This is a genomic window from Burkholderia lata, from assembly GCF_902499335.1.
Classification (GTDB): Bacteria; Pseudomonadota; Gammaproteobacteria; order Burkholderiales; family Burkholderiaceae; genus Burkholderia; species Burkholderia lata_B.
Window position 1 is genome coordinate 374,263 of record NZ_CABVQK010000007.1, and the last position, 20,946, is coordinate 395,208.

General features: G+C 71.1%; 14 protein-coding genes. 11 read left to right on the top strand and 3 right to left on the bottom strand.

Features of this window, described 5'->3' with window-relative positions; all coding sequences use genetic code 11:
- Positions 1–65 precede the first annotated feature (65 nt).
- A complete protein-coding gene (locus BCO18175_RS19760) occupies positions 66–995 on the bottom strand; it encodes a phosphatidate cytidylyltransferase (protein WP_174983340.1) in 930 nt (309 codons plus the stop codon).
- 36 nt (positions 996–1,031) lie between these two features.
- Positions 1,032–1,664, bottom strand: coding sequence for a lysophospholipid acyltransferase family protein (locus BCO18175_RS19765; protein ID WP_174983342.1), 633 nt, complete (start codon positions 1,662–1,664; stop codon positions 1,032–1,034).
- Positions 1,665–2,120: 456 nt separating this feature from the next.
- Here BCO18175_RS19765 and BCO18175_RS19770 point away from each other — a divergent pair, with 456 nt between their 5' ends.
- From BCO18175_RS19770 to BCO18175_RS19785, 4 genes are all read left to right on the top strand, one after another.
- Positions 2,121–2,726 carry a CDP-alcohol phosphatidyltransferase family protein gene (locus BCO18175_RS19770; protein ID WP_174917791.1) on the top strand — a complete coding sequence of 202 codons (606 nt, stop codon included), beginning with the start codon at positions 2,121–2,123 and terminating at the stop codon, positions 2,724–2,726.
- 80 nt (positions 2,727–2,806) lie between these two features.
- A complete protein-coding gene (locus BCO18175_RS19775) occupies positions 2,807–4,576 on the top strand; it encodes a bifunctional alpha/beta hydrolase/class I SAM-dependent methyltransferase (RefSeq protein ID WP_174983344.1) in 1,770 nt (589 codons plus the stop codon).
- On the top strand, positions 4,573–5,979 hold the full coding sequence (locus tag BCO18175_RS19780) for a phosphatase PAP2/dual specificity phosphatase family protein (protein ID WP_174983346.1): 1,407 nt from the start codon (positions 4,573–4,575) through the stop codon (positions 5,977–5,979). Before BCO18175_RS19775 ends, BCO18175_RS19780 begins: the two co-directional genes overlap by 4 nt.
- Positions 5,979–6,431 (top strand): hypothetical protein, encoded by a 453-nt coding sequence (locus tag BCO18175_RS19785; protein ID WP_174917794.1) that lies wholly within the window; start codon positions 5,979–5,981, stop codon positions 6,429–6,431. The genes BCO18175_RS19780 and BCO18175_RS19785 overlap by 1 nt, the downstream gene beginning before the upstream one ends.
- A gap of 81 nt (positions 6,432–6,512) precedes the next feature.
- Here BCO18175_RS19785 and BCO18175_RS19790 read toward each other — a convergent pair whose 3' ends face one another.
- Positions 6,513–7,535: a diguanylate cyclase domain-containing protein gene (locus BCO18175_RS19790; RefSeq protein ID WP_438820505.1), complete on the bottom strand. Its 1,023-nt coding sequence runs from the start codon at positions 7,533–7,535 to the stop codon at positions 6,513–6,515.
- A gap of 482 nt (positions 7,536–8,017) precedes the next feature.
- Here BCO18175_RS19790 and bcsB point away from each other — a divergent pair, with 482 nt between their 5' ends.
- Genes bcsB through bcsA form a run of 7 tightly spaced genes read left to right on the top strand, consistent with a single transcriptional unit; the run spans position 8,018 to position 20,928 of the window.
- Positions 8,018–10,330: a cellulose biosynthesis cyclic di-GMP-binding regulatory protein BcsB gene (gene bcsB / locus BCO18175_RS19795; RefSeq protein WP_174983350.1), complete on the top strand. Its 2,313-nt coding sequence runs from the start codon at positions 8,018–8,020 to the stop codon at positions 10,328–10,330.
- 3 nt (positions 10,331–10,333) lie between these two features.
- Entirely contained in the window at positions 10,334–11,563 is a 1,230-nt protein-coding gene (bcsZ, locus tag BCO18175_RS19800) for a cellulose synthase complex periplasmic endoglucanase BcsZ (RefSeq protein ID WP_174983352.1), read from the top strand.
- Positions 11,548–15,438, top strand: a complete 3,891-nt coding sequence (locus tag BCO18175_RS19805) for a cellulose synthase subunit BcsC-related outer membrane protein (RefSeq protein WP_174983355.1) — start codon at positions 11,548–11,550, stop codon at positions 15,436–15,438. The genes bcsZ and BCO18175_RS19805 overlap by 16 nt, the downstream gene beginning before the upstream one ends.
- A gap of 9 nt (positions 15,439–15,447) precedes the next feature.
- Positions 15,448–17,403 carry a cellulose biosynthesis protein BcsE gene (gene bcsE, locus BCO18175_RS19810; protein WP_174983357.1) on the top strand — a complete coding sequence of 652 codons (1,956 nt, stop codon included), beginning with the start codon at positions 15,448–15,450 and terminating at the stop codon, positions 17,401–17,403.
- Positions 17,400–17,618 (top strand): hypothetical protein, encoded by a 219-nt coding sequence (locus tag BCO18175_RS19815; RefSeq protein ID WP_174983359.1) that lies wholly within the window; start codon positions 17,400–17,402, stop codon positions 17,616–17,618. Before bcsE ends, BCO18175_RS19815 begins: the two co-directional genes overlap by 4 nt.
- Positions 17,615–18,394 (top strand): cellulose biosynthesis protein BcsQ, encoded by a 780-nt coding sequence (bcsQ, locus tag BCO18175_RS19820; RefSeq protein WP_174918986.1) that lies wholly within the window; start codon positions 17,615–17,617, stop codon positions 18,392–18,394. Before BCO18175_RS19815 ends, bcsQ begins: the two co-directional genes overlap by 4 nt.
- A complete protein-coding gene (gene bcsA / locus BCO18175_RS19825) occupies positions 18,391–20,928 on the top strand; it encodes a UDP-forming cellulose synthase catalytic subunit (protein WP_174983361.1) in 2,538 nt (845 codons plus the stop codon). The genes bcsQ and bcsA overlap by 4 nt, the downstream gene beginning before the upstream one ends.
- Positions 20,929–20,946 lie beyond the last annotated feature (18 nt).

The window sequence follows — 20,946 nt, forward strand, 5'->3', positions numbered from 1 at the left end:
CACATGCGGGCGCACCGGGCCGGAACTGGCCGGAACTGGCCGGAACTGGCCGGCGCGCCCGCGCACTACACGTACAGATACCGTACGAGGTGGAAGAACACCGGCGCGGCGAAGCAGATCGAGTCGACGCGATCGAGCATCCCGCCGTGGCCCGCGATCATCGAACCCCAGTCCTTGGTGCCGAGCGAGCGCTTGACGGCCGACAGCACGAGCCCGCCGACGAAGCCTGCGATCACGATCGCGAGGGAGATGCCGAACGCCGACCAGAAGCTGAACGGCGTCACGCGATACAGCGCCGCACCGCACAGCGTCGCGAGCAGGCCGCCGCCGACGAAGCCCTCGATCGTCTTGGACGGCGACAGCTGCGGCGCGATCTTGCGCTTCCCGAACAGCTTGCCGACCACATACTGCAGCACGTCGCTGATCTGCACGACGAACAGGAAGAAGAACAGCAGCAGCGGGGTCTGCCCCGTGTAGTGCGGAATGTCGAGGATCAGCACGGCCGGCGCGTGGCTCAGCCCGTACACGCACACCATCAGCGCCCAGTTGATCTTCGCGTTGCGGCTCAGGAATTCGCGCGTGTCCTGCGTGAGCGCCGATACCAGCGACATCGCGAAGAACAGGTGCACCGGCACGAAGATCGAATACATCCCGTACCAGTTGATGCCGAGCAGCAGGTACTGCACGGGGATCGCGACGAAGAACGCGATGAACAGCGTCGTGTGGTCGCTCGCGGTGGTCGGTGTGAGCGTGATGAATTCGCGCAGCGTCAGGTACGACAGCACCGCGAACACGAGATACGTGACGTTGTTGCCGAGGCTGATCGCGATGACCATGATCGCGATCATCGCCCACCACGCACGGATGCGCTGGTTCAGGTTGACGATGGTCGCGCTCGTGCCGCCGCTGCGTGCGCCGAGGATTGCGCCGATCACGGAGGCGATGACGAGCACGCCCGTGACGCCCGCGACCAGTTCCCAGAAGAGAGTTCGCATGGGGTTATCCGGAAAAGGGAGAGAAGGGGAGCGCGTTCAGCCGGCCGGCCGCTGCGGCGGCGCGAGCGCGACGACCGCGTCGCGCATGCGGGCGAGGAACGTCGGCTTGTCTTCCTGGGCGCCGAGCGCATCGTTCGCACCGAAGTGCACCTTGCAGATCAGCGGCACCGGCCAGATCGCGCCCTTCGGCATGATCCGTTGCAGGTTCTCGAGATAGACGGGCGCGAGCGCGACGCCCGGAAACTCGGTCGCGAGGTGGAACAGCCCGCTCTTGAACGGCTGCGGCAGGATTTCGGCGCCGCGCGTGCCTTCGGGGAAGATGATGATCGAATGGCCCTGCTTGAGCGCGTCGCGCACGGGGTCGAGCGGATCGCCGCCGGATTCGCGGTGGCGGTCGATCAGCACGACGTTCAGCAGCTTCTGCGCGATGTGGCGCTTCATGTCGCTGCTGTCCCAGTAGTCGCGCGCGGCGACCGGCCTTACGACCGCGCGCACGTTGCGCGGCAGCGCGGCGAGGATCGCGAGCGTGTCGATGTGGCTCGTGTGGTTCGAGAAGTAGATCTTCTGCGTCGGGGACGGCGGCGCCTGATGCCAGACCGGATACGCGCCGGCGACGAGCCGCACGATGGACAGCAGGAAATCGCGCTGCCAGACGTTGAGAATGTTCATCGGCGCTGCGCCTCCTGCCTGCATGCATGGCCCGCGGCGGATGTGCGGCGGGCGGGACCCCGGAATGCCGGCGCGGCAGGATGCGCGCCGGACGGCCCTTGTTTAAATTTTTTCAAATTCGTGGCTGCCTGTCGCAGGTCCGCGATAATCGGACGATTCGCCGCTTCACGCTGTTGCGTCGCGGCGAATGTGCCGGTCGGCGGCGTGATAATCGGCTGTTGCACGAGTGCCCGTTTGCAGTTCGAATGGATCTCGCTGCGATCGGGCCAGCGGATTATCGCGAGTTTCCGTCAAAAACGCCAGATTGGCGCCACGCGTGCGGGCCGGGCGCATGCTTGACGCATCGGGGCCGCTCGGCGACGATTAGGGCCGTCCATGGAAGGCTGTCCAAGGCCGTTTCGCCGCCCGGGGCATGGCGGCGGGAAACGTATCCGACTGTGCCGCGCAAATAAAACGATGAGCCTCTACGCACTCAAACCCAAATTCCAGAACCGTCTGCGCCCGTTCGCGAACTCGCTCGCGGAGCGCGGCGTCACGGCCAACCAGGTCACGCTGTTCGCGGCCGGCGGCTCGATCGTCGTCGGCGCGCTCGCCGGGCTCGGCGTGTTTGCCCGCGCGCTGTTCCTGCTGATCCCGCTATGGCTGTTCGCGCGGATGGCGCTCAACGCGATCGACGGGATGCTCGCGCGCGAGCACAACCAGAAGAGCACGCTCGGCGCCTACCTGAACGAACTCGGCGACGTCGTGTCCGATATCGCACTGGTGCTGCCGTTTCTCGCGATTCCCGTGTTCGCTCCGGCAGACGTCTGGCTGTTCGCGCTGACGGCGGTGATCGTCGAATGCGCGGGGCTGATCGGCCCGCTGGTCGGCGTGAGCCGCCGCTACGACGGCCCGTTCGGCAAGAGCGACCGCGCGCTCGCCCTCGGCGCGTTCGCGCTGTGGATCGGGCTCGGGTTTCCGGTCGGCGGGGTCGCCGCGTGGCTGTGGCGCCTGCTGATCGTGCTGTCGATCGTGACCGTGGTGCGGCGCGTGCAGGCCGGCATCGCGGAAAAGGGTGGTTGAAAAAGTAGTCGACGCAGTTGCGGTACCGGGCGCCGGAGGGCGGCGCACCAAGATTCGAATAACGAAACGAGAGAGATCGCATGAGCGCACGCATGGCCCGCGAGGCCGACTTCATCACACACGACGGCGAAACGCTGTTCTATCGTCACTGGCCCGCCACGGGCGCGCGCTGCCGCGGCGCAATCGTGTTGCTGCATCGCGGCCACGAACACTCGGCGCGCGTCGCGCACCTCGTCGACGAGCTCGATTTGCCCGATTTCGCGTTCTTCGCGTGGGACGCGCGCGGCCACGGCCGCTCGCCCGGCGCACGCGGCTACAGCCCGAGCGCGGCCGCGTCGGTGCGGGACCTGCAGACCTTCGTCGAACATATCCGCGACACGCACGGCATCGCGATCGAGGACATGGCCGTGGTCGGCCAGAGCGTCGGCGCAGTGCTCGCGGCCACCTGGGCGCACGACTACGCACCGCCGATCCGCGCGCTCGTCGTCGCATCGCCGGCGTTCCACATCAAGCTCTACGTGCCGTTCGCGCGGCCGGGCCTGCGGCTGATGCACAAGCTGCGCGGGCTGTTCTACGTGAACAGCTACGTGAAGCCGAAATTCCTTACGCACGATCCCGAGCGGATCGCGAGCTATGCGTCCGATCCGCTGATCACGCGGCCGATCGCGGTCAACATGCTGCTCGACCTGCACGACACCGCGCAGCGGATCGTCGCCGATGCGGCGGCGATCACCGTGCCGACGCAACTGCTGATCTCGGGCGCCGACTGGGTCGTGCATCGCGGCCCGCAGGACCGCTTCTTCGAGCGGCTCGGCTCCGCACGCAAGGAGCGCATCGTGCTGCCGGGCTTCTATCACGACACGCTCGGCGAACGCGATCGCGCACAGGCGCTCGCACCGCTGCGTGCATTCGTGCTGCGCGAATTCGATGCGCCGAGCCCGCGCGTGTCGCTCGCCGACGCCGACCGGCGTGGTGCGTTCCACGACGAATACGCGGCGCTCGGCCGGCCGCCCGCGAATGCGTTCGCGCGTGCGTACTGGGCGCTCACGCGTGCCGGCCTGAAGGCGGGCGGCGCGCTGTCGGACGGCATCGCACTCGGGCTGCGGCTCGGCTTCGATTCGGGCTCGACGCTCGACTACGTGTACCGCAACCGCGCGCAGGGGCGGCTCGGCGTCGGCGCGCTGATCGACCGCACGTATCTCGATTCGCCGGGCTGGATCGGCATCCGCCAGCGCAAGGTGCATCTGCAGGAACTGATCGGCGCGGCGATCGGCCGCCTGCGCGGCCACGGCGCGCCGGTGCGGATCGTCGACATCGCGGCCGGGCACGGGCGTTACGTGCTCGACGCGATCGCGTCGGCCGCCGAGCGCGACGGCGCGGCGCCCGACGACATCACGCTGCGCGACTACAGCCCGCCGAACGTCGAGGCCGGGCGCGTGCTGATCGCGCAGCGCGGCCTCGAGCCGATCGCGCGCTTCGAGCGCGGCGACGCGTTCGACGAAGCGTCGCTCGCGACGCTCGAGCCGCGTCCGACGCTCGCGATCGTGTCGGGCCTCTACGAGCTGTTCGGCGAGAACGCGCTAATCGAGCGTTCGCTGCGCGGGCTCGCGCAGGCCGTGCCGCCGGGCGGCTATCTCGTCTATACGGGGCAGCCGTGGCATCCGCAGCTCGAATTCATCGCGCGCGCGCTGAACAATCACCGCGGCGAGGCGACCTGGGTGATGCGCCGCCGCTCGCAGGCCGAGATGGACGAACTCGTCGCACGCGCGGGCTTCCGCAAGCTCGACCAGCGGATCGACGAAATGGGCATCTTCACGGTCAGCCTCGCGCAGCGGGTCGACGCGTCATGAGCGCGCTCGACGGCGGCGCGAGCGGCCTCGCCGAGCCGGCCTCGGCGGCCGGCGCGCGCGACGCGTCGTTCGCGCTGCGTTTCGGCTGGCTCGTGGTGATGGGCGCAGTGTTCTTCTCGACCTACGGCTTCGCGAACTGGCTCGCCGCGCGCCGCGCGGCGGTGCCGACCTTCGCGTTCGGCTGGGAGCACGCGATCCCGTTCGTGCCGTGGACGATCGTGCCGTACTGGTCGATCGACCTGTTGTATGCGCTGTCGTTCTTCTTCTGGACGCGCCGCGCCGACCTGCTCGATCACGTGAAGCGGCTGTTGACGGTGCAACTGATTTCGGTCGCGTGCTTCATCGCGTGGCCGCTGCGCTTCGGGTTCGAGCGGCCCGACGCGGGCGGCGTGGCCGGGGCGCTGTTCACACTGCTGATGGGGTTCGACAAGCCGTTCAACCAGGCGCCGTCGCTGCACATCGGGCTGCTCGTCGTGCTGTGGGCCGTCTATGCACAGCACCTGCGCGGCACGCTCGCGCGCGTCGTGCTGCATCTGTGGTTCGCGGCGATCGGCGTGTCGGTGCTGACGACCTACCAGCATCACGCGATCGACGTGCCGACCGGCGCGGCCGTCGGCTGTCTCGCGTTGTTCCTGTTTCCGCTGCGCGATGCCGCGGGCCGGCTGCCGGGCGCCGATGCGTCTCCGGGTGCGGCCGGCCGCGCGCTCGCGCGCCGCTATGCGCTCGGCGCGGCGGCGGTCGCGCTCGTGGCGCTCGGGTGCGTGCCGCGCGCGCCCGGCTGGGCGCTGGCGGCCGGGTGGGTCGCGCTGGCGCTCGCATGTGTCGCGTGGATCTACCGGCGCGGCGCGCCCGGCGCGTTCCAGAAGGATGCGCACGGGCGGTTCCCGGTCGTCATCCGCTGGCTGCTCGCGCCGACGATTGCCGGCGCGTTCGTCAATTCGCGGCTGTGGACGTTCCGGCAACCGGCGCCGGTGCGGATCGACGAACGCGTGTCGCTCGGCCGCACGCCGACCACACGCGACGTGCGCCGCCACGGTTTCACGGCGCTGGTCGACCTGACCGCCGAAATGCCGCGCTGGGCGTCGGCCGATGCGTCGCTCGCCTATGTGGCGGTGCCGCAGCTCGACCTCGTCGCGCCGACGGCCGCGCAGCTCGCACAAGCCGTCGCGGCGCTTGAACGCCTGCACGGGGAAGGGCGCGACGTGCTGGTCTGCTGCGCGCTCGGCTACGGGCGCAGCGTGATGTGCGCGGCCGCGTGGCTCGCGGTGCGACGCGGGCTCGGCGATGCGCGCGACGCGCTGGCCGCGGTGCGCGCGGTGCGGCCGCATGCGGTGTGGTCGGACGACGGTGTGGCCGTGCTGCAGCACTGGATCGATCGCCGTCGCGGCGCGGGAGGCGAGTGATGCGCGACCCGTCCGCGCCGTTCAGGATCGCCGCCGCGCGTGGCGCGCTCGATGCGGGCGCGTGGGCGATCGCGGCCGCGCTGGCCGCGGCCGGCGCGGGCTGGTGGATTGCGTCGGGCTGGGCGCCGGCGACGATCGCCCGCGTGCTGCTGGCCGTCGTCAGTACCGGGTCGGGGATCGCGGCGCTATGGTATGCGGTGCGGATCGAGATCGATCGCCGGCTGTTCGCCGCGCTCGCGCGCGCGGCGGCAGGCGACGCATCGGTCGACGACGGGCTCGCGGCGCTTGACCGCGCACTCGCCGATCTCGGCTGGATCGACGCATCGAAGGCCGGACGCGCGCTCGACGCGCGCGTGCGCGGCGCGGTCGGGTTGTGCCGGGCCGGTGTGCTCGTCGCGATCGTGCAATGGCTCGTGGTCGGGCTCGCGATCGCCGTTCCGCAGATCGGCTAGCACCTGGTCAAGCCGGCCGCGGGCGGTTGAGCGGGGCATTCCACCCGTCGGTCCGTCAAGGAAACTGCCTTCGAGTACGCGTTACGCGTGCGCTATCCGCTGCGAGCGCGTGCGCTTCACTTCATACATCGCCTGGTCCGCATGCTCGATCAGCGCGTTCATGTCGGTGCCGTCGTCGGGCAGCAGCGCGATCCCGACGCTGACGCCGAGCTGCATCGGGCGCCCCTCGAATTCGAACGGTTCACTGACCTGGCGCGCGAGCCGCGTGCTTTGCGCATGCGCATCGTCGCGGTTGCCGATGTTCGGCAGGATCACCGCGAATTCGTCGCCGCCGATGCGCGCAACCGTGTCCGAGCGCCGTACCGCCCCCTGCATCCGCGTGGCGATCTCGCGCAGCGCCGCGTCGCCCGCACGATGGCCGAACCCGTCGTTGATCGGCTTCAGCCCGTCCATGTCGATGTTGAGAATGCCGAGCCGGCCGTTCGCGCGCAGCGTCGTGTGCATCGACTGCCGCAGGCGGTCGTAGAACAGCGCGCGGTTCGGCAGGCCCGTGAGCGCGTCGTGCGTCGCGCGCAGGTACAGTTCGTTCGCCTCGTTGCGCGCCGCGTGAAACATTGCGGCGGCGATCAGGTCGGCCGTCAGCCGCAGCGTGCCGGCGTCGGCTTGCGAAAAGCCGTCGACTTCCGGCGACATCACCTTCAGCACGCCGACCGTGGTGTCGGCATGGGTGAGCGGCATCACGAGCATCGAGCGCAGGCCGACCCGCCGGCATGCGTCGCGATCGACGCGCGAGTCGGTTTCCGAGTCGGTGCAGTGCAGCAGCTCGCCTTGCTGCACGCACAGGCCCGACAGGCTGCCCGAGCGCCGCAGCCGCAGGCCCAGCATCCCGGCGGCCGTGCCCGATGCGGCGCGGTACACCATGTCGTCGCCCTCGGCGAATTCGACCGCGGCGGCGCTCGCGCCGGTGAGCTGCGGCACCTGTTCAGCCACATAGGCCATCACGCTGCCCAGGTCGAGGCCGAGTTTCGCGATCTCGGTCTGCGCGGCGATGATGCGCAGCAGCGTATCGGGGGACGGAGTGGCAGTGTCGACGATTTGATTCAAGTCAGTTTTCCGTGAAAGAAAGCACGTCCGGCGAGGCGGGATTGCGGTAGCATACGCGCCGCCTCGCGGCAGCGCGTTCCGGCGGGGCGGTCTGCAACGGACCGCCGCCGGCCGACCGTGCCGCGCCGGCAGTATGCCGTTCGGCCTGCCGGGCGACAACGGCGCAATTCTTACCATTCATCCCTCTCGCGCAGCATTTCCGACCGGATTGAGTTTTTTTTCGTCTCATCGTCGCGAATCGGGGTAAGTTTTGTCCTGTTTTTGAGATAGTGTGACGAATGGGCGTGCGCCAGTGCCAGGCGCGCGTAGCACGATGACGCGCGATTAAAGAAATCGCCGCATTGTTTCGATAAATGAGTCAGGCCAGTTCGATTTATATGAGGGGAAGCAGTGGGGATGTTCACTCACGGGCATAGCTGCTTTGCGCGCATCGGCTTCGATGCGACAGATGACCGGATGATCCTGACGAAACGGAGCGGCGCATGAAGCCGGCCGTGTCGCTGCTCGTCCTGTCGGCCGCGATGGCCGGCGCTTTTCATGCAGCCGTACTGTCGGCCGCGCCGATGCCGGCCGTGCCGGCCGCTGCGGCGGCGTCCGGCGCTGCGCCGGTGCCGGTGCCCGCGGCCGCGCCTGCGGCGGCCAGCGCGGCCGCAGCCGGCCTGCCGGCAACGACGGTGCACCTGCCGTTCGCGTCGCTCGGTGCGTTCGATCCGCTGCGCCTGCGCGGCGCCGACGACGCGCGCACGATCAATGCGGGCGTGCGGCTCGACCGCGTGGTCACCGGCGCGCGGCTGCGCCTGACCTACGCGTATTCGCCGTCGCTGGTGTTCCCGATGTCGCACCTGAAGGTGTCGGTGAACGGCGAGGTGATCGCGACCGTCCCGTTCGACGCCGCACAGGCGGGCCGCACGGTCACGCAGGAAATCCCGATCGATCCGCGCTACTTCTCGGATTTCAACCAGATCGGCCTGCGCCTGATCGCGCATTACACGCTCGACCATTGCGAGGATCCGTCGAACTCGGCGCTGTGGGCCGACGTGAGCCCGAAGAGCGAGCTGATCCTCGACGAATCGCCGGTGCGCCTGCCGAACGATCTCGCGCTGCTGCCCGCGCCATTCTTTGACCGGCGCGACAACGGCCGCGTGCGGCTGCCGTTCGTGCTGCCGGCGTCGCCCGATTCGGCGACGCTGCGCAGCGCGGGCGTGCTCGCATCGTGGTTCGGCGCGCTGGCCGACTACCGGCATGCGCGGTTCCCGGTGTCGACCGGGCTGCCGGCCGACGACCAGGCGGTCGTGATCGGCACGGCCGCGACGCTGCCGGCCGGACTCGCGCTGCCGTCGATCAACGGCCCGCTGCTCGCGGTGGCCGACAACCCGGCGGCGCCGGGGCGCAAGCTGCTCGTCGTCACGGGCCGCACGGCGGCCGAGGTCGACGATGCGGTCGCGACGCTCGTGCTCGGCCGCGTGGCGCTGTCGGGGCCGGCGGCGACGGTCGCGCACGTCGATCTCGGCGCGCCGCGCAAGCCGTACGACGCGCCGCGCTGGCTGCCCGTGAACCGGCCGATCGCGTTCCGCGAGCTCGTGTCCGATACGCGCGATCTGGAAGTGCGCGGCACGACGCCCGACGCGATCCGCCTGAACCTGCGCGTGCCGGCCGATCTGCATTCGTGGAACGGCGCAGGCGTGCCGATCACGCTGCGCTACCGCTACACGGCGCCGACGGTGCAGGACAACTCGACGCTCGCCGTCGAGATCAACGAACAGCTCGTGAAGTCGTACCGCCTCGGGCCGGCTCAAGCCGAGGATGCGCACGGCCGGATGCAGCTGCCGTTGCTGTCGGTGCCCGAAGGGCGCGTGACGAGCGACGTCGACATCCCGGCGTTCCGGGTCGGCAGCGGCAACCAGTTGCAGTTCCGCTTCACGCTCGACTCGCAGAAGACGGGCCTGTGCTCGAGCACGGCGACCGAGCCGCAGCGTGCGGCGATCGATCCCGATTCGACCATCGACTTCTCGCACTTCGTCCATTACGCGCAATTGCCGAACCTCGCGTTCTTCGCGAACAGCGGCTTCCCGTTCACGCGCTTCGCCGACCTGTCGCAGACGGCCGTCGTGATGCCTGACCGGCCGTCGCCGCAGGAGCTCGAGGCCTACCTGACGATGCTCGGCCACATGGGCGAATGGACCGGCTTCCCGGCGCTGCGCGTGCAGGTCGCACGGCCCGGCGACGTCGCCGCGCTGTCGGGCAGCAAGGATCTGCTCGTGATCGACGGCTCGCCCGCGTCGCCGCTGCTCGCGCACTGGCGCTCGGCGCTGCCGCTCGTGATCGGCGAGCAGGGCGGCGCGGGAGGCGAAGGCGCCGCGCGCGTCGCGTTCTCGGTGAAGGAGCGCTGGCGCAACGGCGTCGGCCTGACCGAAGGCGGCGCGCATATCGAGCAGACGGGCTCGCTCGCGGCGCTCGCCGGGTTCGAGCTGCCGGGCAGCCGGGGGCGCAGCGTCGTCGCGCTGACGGCGACGGACCAGCCGCGCCTCGGCGATCTGCTCAACGTGTTCGAGAACGCCGGGCTCGTGTCGCAGCTGCAGGGCGACCTTGCGCTGGTGCGGCCGGGGCAGGTCGACAGCCTGCGCGTCGGCGAGCCGTATGTGGTCGGTTTCGTGCCGTGGTATGCGCGCGTCTGGACGCAAGCGGCGCGGCACCCGGTCGTGCTCGGCGCGGTCGGCGTCGTCGCGGGGCTGCTGCTCGCGCTCGGCGTGTTCAGCGTGCTGCAGAGAATCGCCGCGCGTCGACGGGGGATGTAACGGATGGCGCGGGCAATGGCGAAGCGACGGACCACGCGGCCGGCGCGGCGCGTCGGCGCGGCACTCGCGCTGGCGGTTGCGGTGACGTGCGCGGCGGCCGGCATGGCCACGCGCGCGCAGGCCGCGGGAACCGCTGGGGCCGACGCGGCCGACGCGGGATGCGGCGCGGCGTGGCCGCGCTGGGATGCGTTCAAGCGCGATTTCATCTCGGCCGACGGCCGCGTGATCGACGTCGGCTCGGCCGATTCGCGCACGGTGTCGGAGGGGCAGGCGTATGGACTTTTCTTCGCGCTGGTCGCGAACGACCGGCGCATGTTCGACACGATCCTCGCATGGACCGAGAACAATCTCGCGCAGGGCGACCTGAGCGCGCATCTGCCGGCGTGGCTGTGGGGCCGTGCGCCCGACGGCGCGTGGCGCGTGCTCGACGCGAACGCGGCGTCGGATGCCGACCTGTGGATCGCGTATGCGCTCGTCGAGGCCGGGCGGCTGTGGCACGAGCGCAGCTATACGGCACGCGGCGCGCTACTCGCGAAGCGCGTGCTCGACACCGAGACGGCGACCGTGCCCGGCCTGGGCCTCACGCTGCTGCCCGGGCCGACGGGGTTCAAGCTGGCCGACGGCCAGTGGCGCGTGAATCCGAGCTATTCGCCGCCGCAGGTGATCCGCGCGCTCGGCGCGCGCCTGCCCGACGACCAGCGCTGGGCCGCGCTCGTCGCCAGCACCGGTCGCGTGCTGCTCGACACCGCACCGAAAGGCTTCTCGCCCGACTGGGCGCTGTATCGCGCCGGCACCGGTTTCGGGCCCGATCGCGACACGCATGCGGAGAGCGCGTACAACGCGATTCGCGTGTATCTGTGGGCCGGCATGCTCGACCGCGCCGATCCGCTCGCCGCGCCGTTGCTCGCGCGGTTTGCACCTTTCGCCGACTACATCGCCGCGCATGGCGCGCCGCCGGAGAAGGTCGATACGACGACGGGCGTCGCGGGGCCGAACGACGGCAACGGCGGCTTCTCGGCGGCGGCCGTGCCGTTCCTCGACGCGCGCGGCCAGCGCGCGCTCGCGGATGCGCAGGCGGCCCGCGTCGATACGCTCGCGCGCCAGTCGGCGCCCGGTTACTACACGAGCGTGCTGACGTTGTTCGGGCTCGGCTGGCGCGACGGCCGCTACCGGTTCGGTGCGGACGGCACGCTCGACGCCCGCTGGGGAGGCCGCTCGTGCGCCGCCCGCTGAAGCGCGCCGCGCCGCACGTCGCGGGATTCGCGTGGCTCGCGTCGTCGGTGTGCGCGGCGGCGCCGGGCACCGCATCGGACGCGACGGTGGCAAACGCTGCGACCTTGGCGACCTCGGCGACCTCTGCGTCCGCCGATGCGCAGCGTCAGCTCGACACCGCGCGGATGTGGGGCGTCAAGCATCGCGACGACCTCGCGCGCGACGCGCTGCGCAAGGGGCTGCTGATCGCGCCGGGCGATCCCGACCTGCTGGCCGAACAGGTGCGCGTGCTGCTGCGGCTCGGTGACGCGAAAGGCGCGCAGGCGTCGCTCGCGCGCCTGCAGGCGCAATCGCCGAATGCACCCGCCACGCGGCGGGTGGCTGACGAGTACCGCGTCGCGACGAGCGGGCGCGGCGAGATGGCGCAGATTCGTTTGCTCGCGCGCAGCGGCCGCTCGGACGAGGCGGCCCGGCGGATCGTCGCGCTGTTTCCGAACGGCGCGCCGGAGGGCGCGCTCGGCGCCGAGTATTACCAGATCGTGTCGAATGCGCCGGGCGGGCGCGAGCCGGCGATCGTCGCACTGCGCCGCGCGGTCGCGGCCGACCCGCAGGACACGAGCGCGACGATGGCGCTCGCACGGCTCTTGAACCAGCGCGCCGACACGCGGCCGGAGGCAAACCGGATCGCCTGGGCGCTCGCGAAGCGCGCCGACGCCGACCATACGGAGGCAATGGCGCTGTGGCGGCGCGTGCTGCAGTCGGCCGGCAACGATCCCGCGTATCTCGACGCGTTGCATGCGTATCTCGCGCTCGTGCCGGACGATACCGAATTCGTCGACCGTGTCGCGGCACTGGATCGCCAGCGCGACGCGCAGCGCCAGCTCGAACGCAATCCCGACTACATCGCGCAGCAGCGCGGCCTGCAGGCGCTCGCGCGCGGCGACCTGGCCGGCGCCGATCCGCTGCTTGCGCGTGCCGCGCGAGCGCGCGCGGACGACGCCGACGCGGTCGGCGGGCTCGGCCTGCTGCGCCTGCGTGAAGGGCGGCACGACGAAGCGCGCGCGCTGTTCACGCGCGCGGCGGCGCTTGCGACCGACCAGCGCGGCAAATGGCAGAGCCTCGCGCGCACCGCACAGTTTTGGGGGCTGCTCGCGCAAGGCCGCGCGGCGGCGGCCGCGGGACGTCCGCAGGACGCGGAGCGCGCAGCCCGTGCGGCACTCGCGATGCAGCCGGACAGCCCGGACGCGAAGCTGCAGCTCGCCGATGCGTTGCTCGCGCAGCGCGACTGGGCGCGCGCGGAGCCGTTGCTGCGCGAGCTGCTGGCCGCGCGTCCGCCGAGCCTCGCGGCTGTGCGCGGTACGGCCACGCTGTATGAGAACACCGGCCGCGCGGACAGGATCGGCCCGCTGCTCGACGCGCTGCAAGGCCGTGTGACGGGCCGTGACGATCGGCGCGCACTCGATGGCCTGCGTGCCGACCTGCTTGCGGACCAGGCGCGCGCGCTGGCGGACAAGGGCGAACGCGGGCCCGCCGCGCAGCGCTACGAGGCGGCCGTGCGCGCGGCGCCCGACGCGGCGTGGACGCGCTTCGCGCTCGCGCGCCTCTATCGCGACATGGGGCTGCCGCAGCTCGGCCGCACGGTGATGGACGACGGCATCGCGCAGGGCGCGACGCCCGAGATGCGTTATGCGACCGCGCTGTACCGCAATTCGCTCGACGATGTGGCGGGTGCGCAGGCCGCGCTCGCGCCGGTCGACGACGCGCACCGTTCGGACGGGATGCGCGCACTCGCGCGCAAGCTCGACGCGGAACGCGCGCTGGCCGATGCACGCGGCGCGCTCGCGCGCGGCGACCGCACCGCGTTTGCCGCTTCACTCGCGCAGGCGCAGGCGAGTGCGCCGGACGATCCCGACATGCTCGCCGCGATCGGCGCGCAGTGGATCGACGCGGGCGAACCGGACCGCGGCCTCGCGCCGTTGCACGACTGGATCGCCGCGCACCCGCGCGAAGCCGATGCGGACGTGCGGCTGCGCTATGGCGACCTGCTCGGCAGTGCGGAGCGCGACGACGCGCTCGTCGCGTGGCTCGACACGCTGCGCCGGGAACCGTCGCTGACGCCCGCGCAGACGGCGAGGATCGAGGACCAGTCGCTGCGGCTCGTGTTGCGGCGGACGGACGAGGCGATCGCGCAGCAGGATTACGTGGAAGCGCGCAAGCGGCTCGATCGTGCGAGCCCGGCCGGCCGCGCGGACAAGCGCTATGCGCTCGAACTGGCCGATCTCGAACGCGCGCAGGGCCATTACGACGCGGCGCGCGCCGCGCTTGCGCCGGTCGTCGCGCGCACGCCGGACGATGCCGATACGCAGCTTGCGCTGGCCCGCATCGACGAAGACAGCGGCAACCGCGCGGCCGCGCTCGCGCGTGTGCAGGCGGTGCTCGCGCGCACGCCGGACGACGACGTCGATACGCAACTGTCGGCGGTGCGTCGCCTGAATGCGTTGCGCCGCCCGGACGAAGCCGTGCAGGTGACCGACCGGCTGCATGCCGCGTATCCGGCGCGCGCCGACGTGACGGTCGCGGCCGGGCGCGTGGCCGAGGCGCAGGGCCGCTATGACGACGCGGCGTCGCTGTACCGGTTGTCGCAGTCGCAGGAACGCGCGACGGGTGTGAGCCCGGGCCGCGACGGGCTCACACCCGCGCAGGCCGCGTTCGCGGATCTCGAGCAGCGGCGCAATCCCGAGATCGAGACCGGCTGGACGCCCGCGTACAAGTCGGGCGACGAAGGCATCTCGTCGTACCGTGCGCAGCAGGTGCCGATCTACATGCAGATGCCGATCCGTTACGACGGACACGTGTTTGCGCAGATCGACACCGTGCATCTGGATCCGGGCACGCTCGACACGAGCAACCCGAACGCGTATTCGCTCAGTACGTTCGGCAGCTACGCGGCGCTCAAGGCGCAGAACGCGCTGACGCCCGCCGCGATCGCGAATCCGCCGGGCTCGCTGCACCAGACGGCCACGGGCGTCGCGCTCGGCGCCGGCTATCTGACGGACGCATGGCGCTTCGACGTCGGTACGTCGCCGCTCGGCTTTCCGGTGCATTACCTCGTCGGCGGCGTGCGCTATCGCTTCGACGCGGGCCCGGCCAGTTTCTCGGTGAACGCGTCGCGGCGGCCGGAAACGAGCAGCGTGCTGTCGTACTCGGGGATGCGCGACCCGTGGACGGGCGCGGTCTGGGGCGGCGTGCGCCGCGACGGCGTGAACCTGCGCGCGTCGGTCGACGTCGGCCGCACGAACCTGTTCGCGGAACTCGGCGCGGGCGTGCTGTCCGGCCGCAACGTCGAACGCAACGCGGAAGTCACGCTGCGCACCGGCTTCACGGTGCCCGTGTACGAGCGCGCGACGATGAGGGTCAGCACCGGGCTCGTCGGCAACGCGTGGCACTACGCGCAGAACCTGCGCTACTACACGTACGGGCAGGGCGGTTACTACAGCCCGCAGCGCTACCTGTCGCTCGGCGTGCCGATCGAATGGGCGGGGCGGCACGATGCGCTGTCGTGGGACCTGACCGTCACGGGCGGGATTTCGAACAGCTACGAGAAGGATTCGCTGTATTACCCGATGTCCTCGGACCAGCGGGCCGCGCAAGTGGCGGCCGGGTTCGTGTACGCGGGCAGCTCGACGCGCGGCGTGTCGTTCTCGTACGGCGTCAACGGGATCGTCGAGTACCGCGTGAACCCGCACCTGAGCGTCGGCGCGCAGCTGCACGTCGACCGGTCGCACGACTATGCGCCGAGTTCGGCGCTCGTGTACCTGCGCTATGCGTTCGACGCGCGCGCGCAACGCAGCTGGCTCGTCACGCCGACGCCGGTGCGGCTTTATTCGGATTACTAGGGGAACGCCGTGAATACGGAAATCGATGCCACCCGTCCCGTGCTCGGCGCCGCCGGCCTGCTGGGCCGCTTGCGTGCGCTGCTCGGCACGGGGCCGGCCGGTGGCCGCGTCGGCACGGTGAGCCGGCTCGCGATCGACGGCTTGCCCGATGCGTGGACGCAACTGGAAGCCGGCGGCCTGTACGCGATCTACGCGGCCGGCGGTACGCCGGCCTGTGATGCACTCGTGTGGGAGAGCGCGCGACAGGCGCGTACGCGCGACGTGACGGTCGTGCTCGCGCGCGACGCGACGCACGTCGCCGAACAGATGCAGGCGCGTGGCTTCGCGGGCGGCGCGCAGCCGGCCGGCTGGCCGCGCAACCTGAACGTGCTGGCCATGCCGCCGGCGGCCGAGCCGGCCGACGGTGCCGGCGCAACGGCCGACGCGCCGCGCCGCACGGCACCGGGCCCGTTCGCACGGCTGACCGGCGGCCTGCGCGCGATGAAGCGCTACGGCTTTCGCGCGCGCTCGTTGTATTTCGTCGAAGGCGCGCAGCGCTGGTTCAGCTGGGACGACCCGATCGCGCTCGCCGACGAGGCGCACGCGCTGGCCGACTGGTGCCGTACGCGCCGGATCGCGCTCGTGCTGCTGCTCGATCCCGAGACGCCGCGTGCGGGCGACGAATCGCGTACCGACGATGCGCCGCTCGTGCGCGACGCGGATCGCACGCCGCGCAGCGGTTTCCACGGGATCTGCTCGGGCGTCGCACAGTTGCAGCGCACCCATGGCGAGCTGTTGTGGATCGTCGATTTCTGGCGGGCGGGCGACACGCTCGCGGCCGGCGAGGTCCGGCCGCTGCGCTTTGCGCCGGGCGGCCGGCTGTCGGCGAGCGTCGATGGCGGCGCGACCGAGCCCGCGCACCGGATGAAGCTCGCGAGCGACGAGGATCGCGTCGTCGTCAGCCGCGCTGTGCTCGACGGCACGAACCGCGTGCCGGACGGCTGGGAAATCGTCGAAGACAACGCGGCCGTCGTCGCTGCGTGCGCGCATGCCCAGGCCGCGACCGCGGTGCTCGTGTTCCGCTCGCATGCGCAGCTCGAAGCGCTGTGCGCGGACGTGCACGCGCTGCGCCGGCAGTGCGGCGGCGCGCTGAAGATCGCGGTCGTCGAGCGCGGCGAAGTGCTGCGCCAGCAGTTCGAGATGCTCGTGCTGAGCGTCGGCGCGAGCCGCGTCGTCGCGCGCGACCTGCCGGTATCGCGGATGCAGGCCGCCGTGCACGCGCTGCGCGGCCAGCTCTATGCGCGCCCGGTTGCTGCCGACTATCGTGCGGCGCTCGCGGCCGCGCTCGGCGATTCGGTGCTCGGCTACCTGCCGGTCGGCGCATTCTGCCTGCGGATTCGCGCGGTGCTCGATCGCGGTGCCGTGCTCGCGCTGCCGCACACGCTCGCGAAGATCGCGCTGCTGCCGGGCGTGTCGCATGTCGACGCGCTGCGGCATTGCCGGCCGCGCCGCGCCGGCGACGTCGTGACGGCCGATGCCGCGCACCTGTACGTATTCCTGTTCGCGTGCGAACCGGTCGATGCGGAGGATGCGCTCGCGCGCATCTTCGACGTGCCGGTCGACACGCTGTCCGACCGCGTCGTATGCCTCGGGCACGGCAGCATCGACACCGAACTCAACGCGCTGAAGGCCGAGAACCGGCGCGCGCCGATTGCCGACTACAGCGATTTGTTCGCGGTCACGCAGCCGGCGGGCGCGACGCGCCAATCGCCCGCGCGCGCCGAACCCGGCGCGGCGTTGCCCGATGCGAACGAAGTGAGCAGGGCGATCGATGCGATCGATACGATCGTCGCGCTCGAGGCGATCGCTCCGGCGCCGCCGGCCGAGGCTGTCGACGCATCCGCGCCGGAACCCGTCATTCCCGCCGCGCGCAAGCGCAGCGCCGTCCGCAGCGCGATGCCGCTGCGCAAGGAGGGGGTCGCATGATCGCCGAACTCGTTATCGGTTTCATCGTCGGCATTGCGATCGCGGTGCCGGTGTGGATCGTCGCGCAGCACCTCGGCATCGGCCGTGGCTTTCATGCGCCGCGCGGCATCGACCGGCGCGACGCGGTGCCCTGCGAACTCGTACCGGTTGCGCTGCGCGGGCGGTTGCTGCCCGACGCCGAGCGCGACGACCGTGGTGGCGAGGCGGCCCGATGAAGACGATCGCCATTACGTCGACGACGGGCGGCGCGGGCCGCACGACGCTCGCGGCCGCGCTCGCGGTGCTGCTCGCGCGCCGCGGCCGGCCGGTCGTCGCCGTCGAATTCGATGCGCAGAACCTGATGGGCGCGACGCTCGGCCTCGACACGCTGGCCGAGCACGGCCTCGCGCAGAGCGTGCTCGGCGGCGCCGAGCCGTGGCACGCACATACGTGGCGCAGCGCCGACGGCGTGCTGTTCGTGCCGTACGGGCAGGTCGACGCAGCCGGCGCCGCCGCATGCGATGCGCGGCTCGCGGCCGATCCCGCGTGGCTGTCGCGCGCGCTCGACGAAATTGCGTTGCCGGCCGACGGCGTCGTGCTGATCGACACCGCACGCTATCCGTCGACGCAGGCCGAGCAGGCGGTTCGCCGCGCGGACCTGACGCTCGTCGTCGTGCCGCCCGAGCCGGCCGCCTGCGCGACGACGGCCGCGCGGCTCGGTGCGCTGCGTGCCGGCGGCGGCGAACTGCAGATCGTCGTGAACCGGCTGAATCCGGCGCGCGACATGCAGCGTGATGCGCTTGGCATGCTGCGCGCGGTCGCGGGGCCGGCATCGATGCTCGAGCAGCGGATCCACGTCGATGCGGCCTTGCCCGAAGCGCTCGCGCGCGGCAGCTGGATCTTCGACGACGCGCCGTATTCGCAGGCGTCGCACGACCTGAACGGCGTCGCGAACTGGGTCGATACGTGGCTGGCGGCGGGCGCCGCCGGTCGCCGCGGAGCTGCGCGATGAACGCGGGCCTCGTGCTGCGCCTGCGTGCGTTCGGCCGCCGCGCGGTCGACTGGTTCGCACGCGGCATCGGGTTGCCGGCGCAACGCACGCTGGCCGACTGGCTCGTGCGGCTGTTCTTCCACGCGCCGCCGCCGGGCCGGCCCGATCATGTGCGCCGCTGGGTGCGCGTCGCGTTTCGTCGGCTTGCGCAAGAGTGGGGCGTGCTGCAACCGCTCAGCCCGCGCGAATGGCTGTGGCGCGCGATCGTGCGTGCGCCGCGCGCGGCCGACGGCCGGCCCGCGCGCGATCCGCTCGCGTGGTTCGATACCTATGTCGTGCCCGTCTACGTGGCCGGGCGCGCGGTCGGCAGGCGCATCGACGCGATGCTCGCGCGCCTGCCGTGGGTGCGCTGGGGCGGCTGGGTCGATGCGCGCGCGAACGGCGTCGGCCGGCGCCGCTGGCTCGCGCCGCTGCTGCTCGTGGCCGGCGCGCTGCTGTGGGCGGCGGCCGGGATGTCGCCGCTGATGCCCGGTGCGCAGTTCGCGTTCTTCGCGATCGTCGCGGTGCTGGCGCTCGCGCTGCGCCGCCTGCCGGGCCATCTGCCGACGCTCGCGCTCGCGTCGCTCGCACTGCTCGCGACGGTGCGCTACGTGTGGTGGCGCACCACGCAGACGCTCGACTTCCGCGGCCCGGTCGAGGCGGTTGCCGGCTACCTGCTGTACGGCGCGGAAGCCTATACGTGGATGATCCTGCTGCTCGGCTTCGTGCAGACCGCATGGCCGCTCGACCGGCCGATCGTGCCGCTGCCCGACGATCCCGATAGCTGGCCGACCGTCGACATCTACATCCCGACCTACAACGAGCCGCTGTCGGTCGTGAAGCCGACCGTGTTCGCCGCGCAGAGCATCGACTGGCCGAGCGCCAAGCTGCGCGTGTACCTGCTCGACGACGGCAAGCGTCCCGAGTTCGCGGCATTCGCGCGCGAGGCCGGCATCGACTACCTGACGCGCGACGACAACCGCCACGCGAAGGCTGGCAACATCAACCGCGCGCTGCCGAAGACGCACGGCGAATACATCGCGATCTTCGACTGCGATCACGTGCCGACGCGCTCGTTCCTGCAGACGACGATGGGCGTGTTCCTGCGCGACCCGAAGTGCGCGCTGGTGCAGACGCCGCACCATTTCTTCTCGCCCGATCCGTTCGAGCGCAACCTCGGCACGTTCCGCGAGATCCCGAACGAGGGCAACCTGTTCTACGGCCTCGTGCAGTCGGGCAACGATCTGTGGAACGCGACGTTCTTCTGCGGCTCGTGCGCGGTCCTCAAGCGCACCGCGCTGGAAGAGGTAGGCGGCGTCGCGGTCGAGACCGTGACCGAGGACGCGCACACGGCGCTCAAACTGCACCGGCGCGGCTATACGTCGGCGTACCTGCCGACCGTGCAGGCGGCCGGCCTCGCGACCGAAAGCCTCGCGGGCCACGTGAAGCAGCGCACGCGCTGGGCGCGCGGGATGGCGCAGATCTTCCGTATCGACAACCCGTTCCTCGGGCGCGGGCTCGGCTTCATCCAGCGGATCTGCTACGGCAACGCGATGCTGCACTTCTTCTACGGGATTCCGCGGCTGGTGTTCCTGACGATCCCGCTCGCTTACCTGTTCTTCCACCTGTACTTCATCAACGCGTCGGCGCTCGCGCTCGCGAGCTACGTGATCCCATATCTCGTGCTTGCGAACGTCGCGAACTCGCGGATGCAGGGGCGCTACCGCCATTCGTTCTGGGCCGAGGTCTACGAGTCGGTGCTCGCGTGGTACATCGCGCTGCCGACCACCGTCGCGTTCTTCAGTCCGAAGCACGGCAAGTTCAACGTGACCGACAAGGGCGGCAAGATCGACGAAGGCTACGTCGACTGGTCGACGTCGAAGCCGTACCTGGTGCTGTTCGGGCTGAACGTGCTCGCGATCCTCGCCGGCCTGTGGCGGCTCGCGGCCGACCAGGGCGACGAGGCGTCGACGATCCTGATCACGCTCGGCTGGACCGTGTACAACCTCGCGATGCTCGGCGCGGCGCTGGCCGTGGCGCGCGAGACCAAGCAGGTGCGCGTCACGCACCGGATCGCGATGCGCGTGCCGGCCACGCTGCTGCTCGCCGACGGCTCGACGGCGGCGTGCTTCACGAGCGACTACTCGACCGGCGGCCTCGGCCTCGAAGCGGTGCCGGGGCTGTCGGTCGCCGTCGGCGACACGCTGACGGTGTGCGTGACGCGCGGCGACCGGCCGTTCCCGTTCCCGGTGCGCGTGAGCCGCGTGACGCCGACTCATGTCGGCGTGAGCTTCGAGGAACTGACGCTCGAACAGGAGCGCCAGCTCGTGCAATGCACGTTCGGCCGCGCGGATGCGTGGCTCGACTGGCACGAAGGCGAGCGCCTCGACACGCCGCTCGGCGGGCTGAAGGAAGTGTTGCGTATCGGCCTGGACGGCAACGTACGGATGTGGAAGGGTGCGGCGCGCGGCCTGCTGGCCATGCTGGCGCCGAAACTCGATCGGGCGCGCGACTGACGCGGCGCTCATCATGGA

Coding starts and splice junctions, on each gene's coding strand:
- BCO18175_RS19760 (WP_174983340.1), bottom strand. CDS start 995: ATGCGAACTCTCTTCTGGGAACTGGTCGCGGGCGTCACGGGCGTGCTC.
- BCO18175_RS19765 (WP_174983342.1), bottom strand. CDS start 1,664: ATGAACATTCTCAACGTCTGGCAGCGCGATTTCCTGCTGTCCATCGTG.
- BCO18175_RS19770 (WP_174917791.1), top strand. CDS start 2,121: ATGAGCCTCTACGCACTCAAACCCAAATTCCAGAACCGTCTGCGCCCG.
- BCO18175_RS19775 (WP_174983344.1), top strand. CDS start 2,807: ATGAGCGCACGCATGGCCCGCGAGGCCGACTTCATCACACACGACGGC.
- BCO18175_RS19780 (WP_174983346.1), top strand. CDS start 4,573: ATGAGCGCGCTCGACGGCGGCGCGAGCGGCCTCGCCGAGCCGGCCTCG.
- BCO18175_RS19785 (WP_174917794.1), top strand. CDS start 5,979: ATGCGCGACCCGTCCGCGCCGTTCAGGATCGCCGCCGCGCGTGGCGCG.
- bcsB (WP_174983350.1), top strand. CDS start 8,018: ATGAAGCCGGCCGTGTCGCTGCTCGTCCTGTCGGCCGCGATGGCCGGC.
- bcsZ (WP_174983352.1), top strand. CDS start 10,334: ATGGCGCGGGCAATGGCGAAGCGACGGACCACGCGGCCGGCGCGGCGC.
- BCO18175_RS19815 (WP_174983359.1), top strand. CDS start 17,400: ATGATCGCCGAACTCGTTATCGGTTTCATCGTCGGCATTGCGATCGCG.
- bcsQ (WP_174918986.1), top strand. CDS start 17,615: ATGAAGACGATCGCCATTACGTCGACGACGGGCGGCGCGGGCCGCACG.
- bcsA (WP_174983361.1), top strand. CDS start 18,391: ATGAACGCGGGCCTCGTGCTGCGCCTGCGTGCGTTCGGCCGCCGCGCG.